The organism is Symbiobacterium sp., from assembly GCF_040797425.1.
GTDB lineage: Bacteria > Bacillota > Sulfobacillia > Symbiobacteriales > Symbiobacteriaceae > Symbiobacterium.
Window position 1 is genome coordinate 1 of the sequence record NZ_JBFNEH010000092.1, and the last position, 7,105, is coordinate 7,105.

Consider the following 7,105-nt stretch of genomic DNA (forward strand, 5'->3'; position numbering starts at 1 on the left):
ACGGGTGGAGCGGAACGGAGGCGCCCCAGGCGTGGACGGTGTCCCCACCGAACGGTTGAGGGACCAGATCCGAGCCGAGTGGAACCGCATTCGGGAAGAACTGCTCCAGGGGACCTACAGGCCAAAGCCAGTCCGCCAGGTCGAAATCCCGAAACCGAGCGGCGGCATGCGGATGTTGGGCATCCCCACCGTGATGGACCGCCTGATCCAGCAGGCACTTCTCCAGGTACTGACGCCGATCTTCGACCCGACATTCTCCGAGTCGAGCTACGGCTTCCGGCCGGGCCGAAAGGGACATGACGCGGTACGGAGAGCACGCCAGTACGTGGCGGAGGGGTACGAATGGGTCGTGGATATGGACCTGGAGAAGTTCTTTGACCGGGTCAACCACGACGTGCTGATGGCCCGAGTTGCGCGCCGCGTGACGGATAAGCGGGTACGGCGGCTGATCCGACGTTACCTGCAAGCTGGGATTATGCTGAACGGGGTGGTGATGGAACGGGAAGAGGGTACCCCCCAGGGCGGCCCTCTCAGCCCGTTGCTCGCCAACATCCTGCTCGACGACCTGGACAAGGAGTTGGAGAAGCGCGGCCACCGGTTTGTCCGGTACGCAGATGACTGCAACATCTACGTCCGCACGAAGCGGGCGGGGGAGCGGGTATTCAGGAGTATCCGCGGCTACCTGGAGGAACGGTTACGGCTCAGGGTCAACGAGCAGAAGAGTTGCGGTCGACCGCCCATGGCGGCGACAGTTCCTCGGGTTCAGCTTCTACAAGAACCGGGGAGTTCACATTCGCATGGCGGATAAAGCCCACAAGCGGGTGAAGCGGGAGCTCCGCAGGATGACCAAGCGCAGCCGCAGCCAGAGCATGAAAGAGCGGATCCAGCGCATTAACGCATACCTGCGTGGCTGGATCGGCTATTACGCGCTCTCGGATGCCGACTCGGTCTTCAAAGAGATCGAGGGTTGGCTCCGTCACAGATTGCAAGCATGCCTGTGGAAACAGTGGAAGCGCCCCCGCACGCGCCTGCGGGAACTCCGCGCTCTCGGGCTACCTGAGTGGGTCGCTCGCGAATACGCCTACAGCCGCAAGGGCGTGTGGCGCATGGCGGGCGGACCAATGAACAGAGCCCTGGGCAAGGCCTACTGGCGTGCCCAGGGACTGCTCAGCCTAACCGAATGCTACGAAGCAACTCGTCAATCCTGGCGAACCGCCGGATGCGGACCCGCATGTCCGGTGGTGTGAGAGGACGGGGGCTAACCGCCCCCTCCTACTCGATTTTTGTCTTGCGGCTGAGTCCCTACCGACGCAGGCGCGGGTCCAGCACGTCCCGCAGCCAGTCGCCCAGGAAGATGATGCCGAGCACCGTGATGGAGATCGCGAGCCCCGGCAGGGTCGCCAGCCACCAGGCGCTGGCGATGTAGTTCCGCCCCTCCGAGAGCATCGCTCCCCACGTGGGCACGTCGGGCGGCACGCCGATACCCAGGAAACTGAGGCTCGACTCGGTGAGGATGACGCTCGCCACGTTGGTGGTGGCCAGCACGATCACCGACCCGGCCACGTTGGGCAGCACGTGCCGGAAGAGGATTAGCCACCGGGGGACGCCCGTGGCCTCGGCGGCCTGCACGAAGTCCCGCTCCCGCACGGAGAGCGTCTCGCCCCGGACCACCCGGGCGTAGCTGGTCCAGCGGGTCACGCCCAGCACCAGGATCAGCGTGCCTACCCCCGGTCCGACGATGCCCACCACGAGCATGGTGAGCAGCAGGGAGGGGATCGCCAGGAAGGCGTCGGTGAAGCGCATCAGCACCGTGTCCACCCACCTCCCGGCGAAGCCCGAGACCAGGCCCAGCACCACGCCGATGGCGCCGGCCACCAGCACGGCGGCCACGCCGACGGAGACCGAGACCCGCGAGCCGTAGATGATGCGGCTGAGGATGTCTCGCCCCAGCGTATCGGTGCCCAGCAGGTGGGCGGGGTCGCCGCCCTCCACCCAGGCCGGCGGCTTCAGGCGGATCGCCGGGTTCTTCAGGTTCGGGTCGTACGGCGCCAGCTGAGGGGCGAAGGCGGCCACCAGCAGCACGATGGCCACGATGACGGCCCCGGTCATCCCCACCGGGCTGCGGCGGAGGCGCCGCCAGAGGGAGGGGCCGGAGGAGGGCCGGTCCTGCGCCTCTGTCTGATTCCACATCTCGGCCGCGGCCATGCTCCGGCACCTCCTATTCGTAGCTGATGCGGGGGTCGACCAGCGTGTAGACGAGGTCGACCAGCAGGTTGGCGCCCACGATCACCAGCACGCTGAACATCACCACCGTCTGCACCACGGTGTAGTCGAGGTTGTTCAGGGCCTGCACCGCCAGCCGCCCCATGCCGGGGATGGCGAAGACGCTCTCGGTGATCACCGCGCCGCCCAGCAGGGAGCCCAGCTGGAGCCCCAGCATCGTGATGACGGGGATCAGGGCGTTACGCAGGGCGTGCTTGATGATCACGGCCTGGTGCGACAGCCCCTTGGCCCGGGCGGTGCGGATGTAGTCCTGACCGATCACCTCGAGCATGGCGGAGCGGGTGAGGCGGGTCAGCGACGCCGCCAGCCCGGTTCCCAGGGTGATGGTGGGCAGGATCAGGTGCTTCCACGACTCATAGCCCGAGACGGGCAGCAGCCGCCAGCGGGTGGCCACGATCAGCATCAGCATGATGCCGAGCCAGAAGCTGGGCATGGCCTGCCCGATCACGGAGAGGCCGGTGGCCAGGAGGTCGATCCCGGTGTTCCGCTTGAGGGCCGAGATCACGCCGAGCGGCACGGCCATCGCCACGCCGAAGAGGAGGGCGAGGGCCGAGACCTTGAGCGTGACGGGGATGCGCTCCAGCACCAGTTCCAGGGCTGGGGCGTTGTAGAGCCAGGAGTAACCGAAGTCGCCTCTGAGCAGGTTCCCCATGTACTTCACGTAGCGAACGTAGACCGGCTGGTCGAGGCCGAGAGCGTGGGTGAGCGCCTGGATCTGGTCCTCGGTGGCGGTCTCCGGCAGCATGAGGCGCACGGGGTTGCCCATCACGTTCAGCAGGAAGAACACGAGGGCGGTGACCACCAGGAGGATGACCACGGTGTGCAGCAGCCGTTTCAGGAGATAGCGCAGCACCCTCGCACACTTCCTTTACTCAGTGATGGACACGTTGTGGAACCAGTACATGTCGTCCTTGCGGGGGGCCCAGTCGACGCCATTCGCGACGCCGTGGACGCTGGCTACGTGGTAGAGATAGATGCGCGGCCGGTCCTCGGCCACCACGTCCATCAGCTCCTCGTAGATCTTCTGCCGCTTGGCTGGATCCATCTCCTGGGCACCCGCGTTGACCAGTTCGGTCACCTTCGGGTTCTCATACTCGCCGGAGCTCTGGCCGGGCAGCATGTCCACGAAGACGAGGTCCGGGTCCTTCATCGAGTTGCTGTTGGCGATGAGGAGCAGTTCGGGCACCTCGTGGGCGTCCATCCGGTTGTTGAAGGTGGTGGTGTCCAGGATCTCCAGGTTCACCTTGAAGCCCACGGCCTCCAGCATGCCCTGGATGGTCTGGGCCACCAGCGGGTAGTTGCCGCTGGAGGGGGCGACCATGCCGATCTCGATGCCGTTCGGGTAGCCCGCCTCGGCCAGCAGCGCCTTGGCCTTCTCGGGGTCGTAGAGCTCGTTGGTGTTGTAGTACTTCGGGGTGTGGCCCACGAGACCCGGGATGAGGCGGGTGCGGGTGGGAATGCCGGCCCCGCCCTCCACGGCGGCGATGAGGGCGTCCTTGTCGATGGCCCGCTCGATGGCCTCACGCACGCGCGGGTCCTGGGTCTTGGCGCCGTCCTGGAAGCTGATCTCCATCAGGTAGACCCGGCTGCCCCACATCTCCTGCAGCTTCACGTTCGGATCGTTCTGCAGGGCCGGCCGGGCGTCGGCGGTGATGGAGAGGGCAATGTCGATGCCGCCGGTCTGGATCTCGGCGATGCGGGTGGCCTCCTCGGGCAGCACCCGGAAGACCAGCTCGTCGATGCTGGGGGCGCCGCGCCAGTGGTCGGGATTGGCCACGAGGGTCACGTGGTCGTCACGCACCCACTCCTTCAGGATGAAGGCGCCGGTGCCGACGGGGTTCTTCATGAACTCCTCCATGCCGACCTGGTTGATGTAGTCGGCGGGCAGCATGCCGGAGCCGATGCGGCTGAGGCGGTTGAGCAGGAGCGGGTCGGGGTCGTGGGTCACGATGCGGACGGTGTGGTCGTCGACGATCTGGACCTCCTTGATCGTGCGGTTGGAGCCGTACTCCCGCAGCGACTGGTCCCGGGAGACCCGCTCGAGGGTGTACTTCACGTCCGTGGCGTCGAAGGGCTCGCCGTTGGAGAACTTCACGCCCTCACGCAGCTTGAACTCCCAGACGGTGGGCTCCACCAGCTTCCACTCGGTGGCCAGGCCGGGGTCGAAGGAAGCGGTGTCGAAGTTGTAGTAGACCAGGTAGTCGAACACGTGCTGGTGCACGGCCTCGGTGTGGACGTTGTTGTGGTTGTGGATGTCCCAGCCGCGGATGTCGGTCGCGGCGCCCACCACCAGCGTCTTCTTGGCCGTACTCGGTGCGGATCCGGACCCGGAACTGGAGCTGGGGTTGGAGCCGGAGCTGGAGCCCCCCTGTGTGCTGCTGCCCGGCGCCGGCGAACCGGAGCAGGCAGCCAGGAGACTACCCGCCAGAAGCATGACTCCCACTGCCTTAATCCATCGAATATTGCGCATTCCGACGAACGCCTCCTTCTTTCTCGTTGGGTCTGTGCTTGAGAATAAAAGCACAAACCGTGCCAAGGCCGAAGAGGCGCTCTACACGGCATTTTCCGCGCGAAAAACAGGTGGAACAGGCGGTTCTGGCGCCTGTTCCACCTGTTGCGCCTGCTCACCCCCCCTGCCGTACCAGTGCCCACCCCGCCGGCGAGAGGCGGGAGCCCTGCCGACCCCGCCCCGCCACCACCAGTCCCTCGGCGGTCAGCTGGGCGAGGCGGGAGCGCACCTCAGCCTCAGTAAGATGGATGCCCTGCTCGGCGAGCCGCCGCCGCACGGCCCCGCGGCCGACGCGTTCGCCGGCCTTGTCGGCGTCAGCCAGGATCCGCAGCATGATGAGCTTCTCCCGCTGGGGGCTGAGCGGAGGCTCCGCCGGTGCGGGCACGTGGCCGGCGCCGAGCACCGTCGTCGGCAGGTCGTCGAGTCCGATCGGCCCCACGGCCACCGTGGCCATGTGCTCGACGCAGTTGCGCAGTTCCCGCAGGTTGCCGGGCCAGCTGTAGCGGGTGAGGGCCGCGAGCACCTCGGGGGCGACGGGGCCGTGGTAGCCCTGCTGGGCGAGATAGTGCTGGACGAGGAGAGGGATGTCCTCCGGCCGCTGGCGCAGCGGCGGCAGCTTCAGGGAGAGGACGTTGAGGCGGTAGTACAGGTCCGCCCGGAACCGGCCCCGGGCGACCAGATCCGCCAGGTCCTGGTTGGTGGCGGCGATCACCCGCACGTCCAGGGGGATCACCCGGCTGCCGCCCACCCGCAGCACCTGCCGCTCCTCCAGCACCCGCAGGAGGCGCGCCTGCACGGAGGGGGAGATGTCGCCGATCTCGTCGAGGAAGATCGTCCCGCCATCGGCCTGCTCGAAGAGGCCCTGCCGGCCGCCCCGGACCGCACCGGTAAAGGCGCCCTCCTCGTAGCCGAACAGCTCGCTCTCGACGAGGCTCTCGGGCAGGGCGGCGCAGTTGACGGCCACAAAGGGGCCCTTCTGCCGGGGCGAGGCGTTGTGGATCGCCTGGGCCAGCATCTCCTTGCCGGTGCCGGTCTCGCCGAGGATCAGCACCGTGGAGGCGGAGCGTGCGATCTGGCGGGCCCGGGCGATCACGCGCTTCAGCTGGGGAGACTGGCCCACGAAGTCGGCGAAGGTGTAGCGGGCGGGCTGCCCCCGCTTCCGGGCCGCCGTCCGGGCGCCGCCGGGGCCGGGCTCGGGCGGCAGCCGGAGGAGCGTGGCCGTCCCGGTGACCCGCCCGCTCTGGCGCAGGGGCAGGCACGTCATGTCCACCACCGTGCCGGCGACGGTCACCGGCTGGTCCGGGGGCAGGGACTGGCCGGCGAGCACCTGGTCCAGTCCGTCGCCGGGCAGCAGCGTCCGGGCGGGCCGGCCCAGCGCCTCGCTGGCGGGCAGCTGGAACAGGGCCTCGGCCCGACGGCTGAAAAGGGTGATGCGGCCGGCGGCATCGGTGCCCACGACGGCGTCGGAGCTGAAATCGAGCACCGTCTCGATGAACTGGGTGAGGTCGCCCAGCGCGCCCACCGCGCCGGCGAGGCCCGGATGGCGGGTGACCGCGCGGCCCAGCCACTCCTGCAGCCGCTGCCGGGGGCCAGGGTCGGTGAGCCCGAGCACGGTGAGGACGTCGTTCAGCGTGACGGGATCGATGGGCCGGGGGCCGAAGTCCCGGACCTGCCGGGCCCAGCGGGGCACGGCGTGGCCCTGGCCGAAGGTGATGGCCAGGTCGACGTCTGGCTCCGAAGGCTGCCCCGGGGACCAGGGGAGCAACTGGACGTGGTTCACCCCGAGTTCGGCAAGCATGACCACGTTGAGGGTGGCCGAGACCTCCTCCTCGTCGACCACCAGGAGGCGAGCCCCGGCGGGCAGGGCCATCAGTTCCTGCCAGTCTTTCCGGAGGAGGGTGCGGATGGTGGTCAGGACGGGGGTGCGGGGGGTCACCGCACCGCTGACAGCCCGCGCCATCCGCCGGGCGGTGAGGAGCACGAGGTCGGCGTCGATGGACGCCGGAAGGGGCTCCTCACGCAGGGAGAGGGTGCGGATGCGGGCGGCGTCGCCCAGCACGTCGTGCAGTTGCTGAGTGAGGTACTGGCCGGTCCTGTTGTCGCTGCAGATCAACCAGATGTGCTTCATCGCTGATCCAGCCTTTGCGGTGATGGTGCCGGGAGAGGTTAGGGAACTGTGTGTCCTCTCAGTTTTGCACCTGTAGGGTTATTCGTGGGGCGAGTATTTCGCAGAAATTCGCTTCAGGGGCCGGAAACCCTGCTAGGAGCCTGTCCGGGTAACCGCACGTGAGATAGGGGCAGACTCCCAATGAT

4 protein-coding genes and 1 pseudogene are annotated in these 7,105 nt (G+C 67.8%); 1 reads left to right on the forward strand and 4 read right to left on the reverse strand.

Annotation, left to right across the window (positions count from 1 at the left end; genetic code table 11):
- Positions 1-1,247, forward strand: a pseudogene (gene ltrA, locus AB2385_RS16370) (group II intron reverse transcriptase/maturase); the annotation flags it as partial.
- Between the two features lie 55 nt (positions 1,248-1,302).
- Here ltrA and AB2385_RS16375 read toward each other — a convergent pair.
- The 4 genes from AB2385_RS16375 to AB2385_RS16390 all read right to left on the reverse strand — a co-directional run bounded on the left by AB2385_RS16375 (position 1,303) and on the right by AB2385_RS16390 (position 6,920).
- Positions 1,303-2,205 (reverse strand): ABC transporter permease, encoded by a 903-nt coding sequence (locus AB2385_RS16375; protein WP_367656080.1) that lies wholly within the window; start codon positions 2,203-2,205, stop codon positions 1,303-1,305.
- Between the two features lie 13 nt (positions 2,206-2,218).
- Positions 2,219-3,136, reverse strand: a complete 918-nt coding sequence (locus AB2385_RS16380) for an ABC transporter permease (protein WP_367656081.1) — start codon at positions 3,134-3,136, stop codon at positions 2,219-2,221.
- 15 nt (positions 3,137-3,151) lie between these two features.
- Entirely contained in the window at positions 3,152-4,753 is a 1,602-nt protein-coding gene (locus AB2385_RS16385) for an ABC transporter substrate-binding protein (protein ID WP_367656083.1), read from the reverse strand.
- 154 nt (positions 4,754-4,907) lie between these two features.
- Entirely contained in the window at positions 4,908-6,920 is a 2,013-nt protein-coding gene (locus AB2385_RS16390) for a sigma-54 interaction domain-containing protein (RefSeq protein WP_367656084.1), read from the reverse strand.
- Between the last annotated feature and the right edge of the window lie 185 nt (positions 6,921-7,105).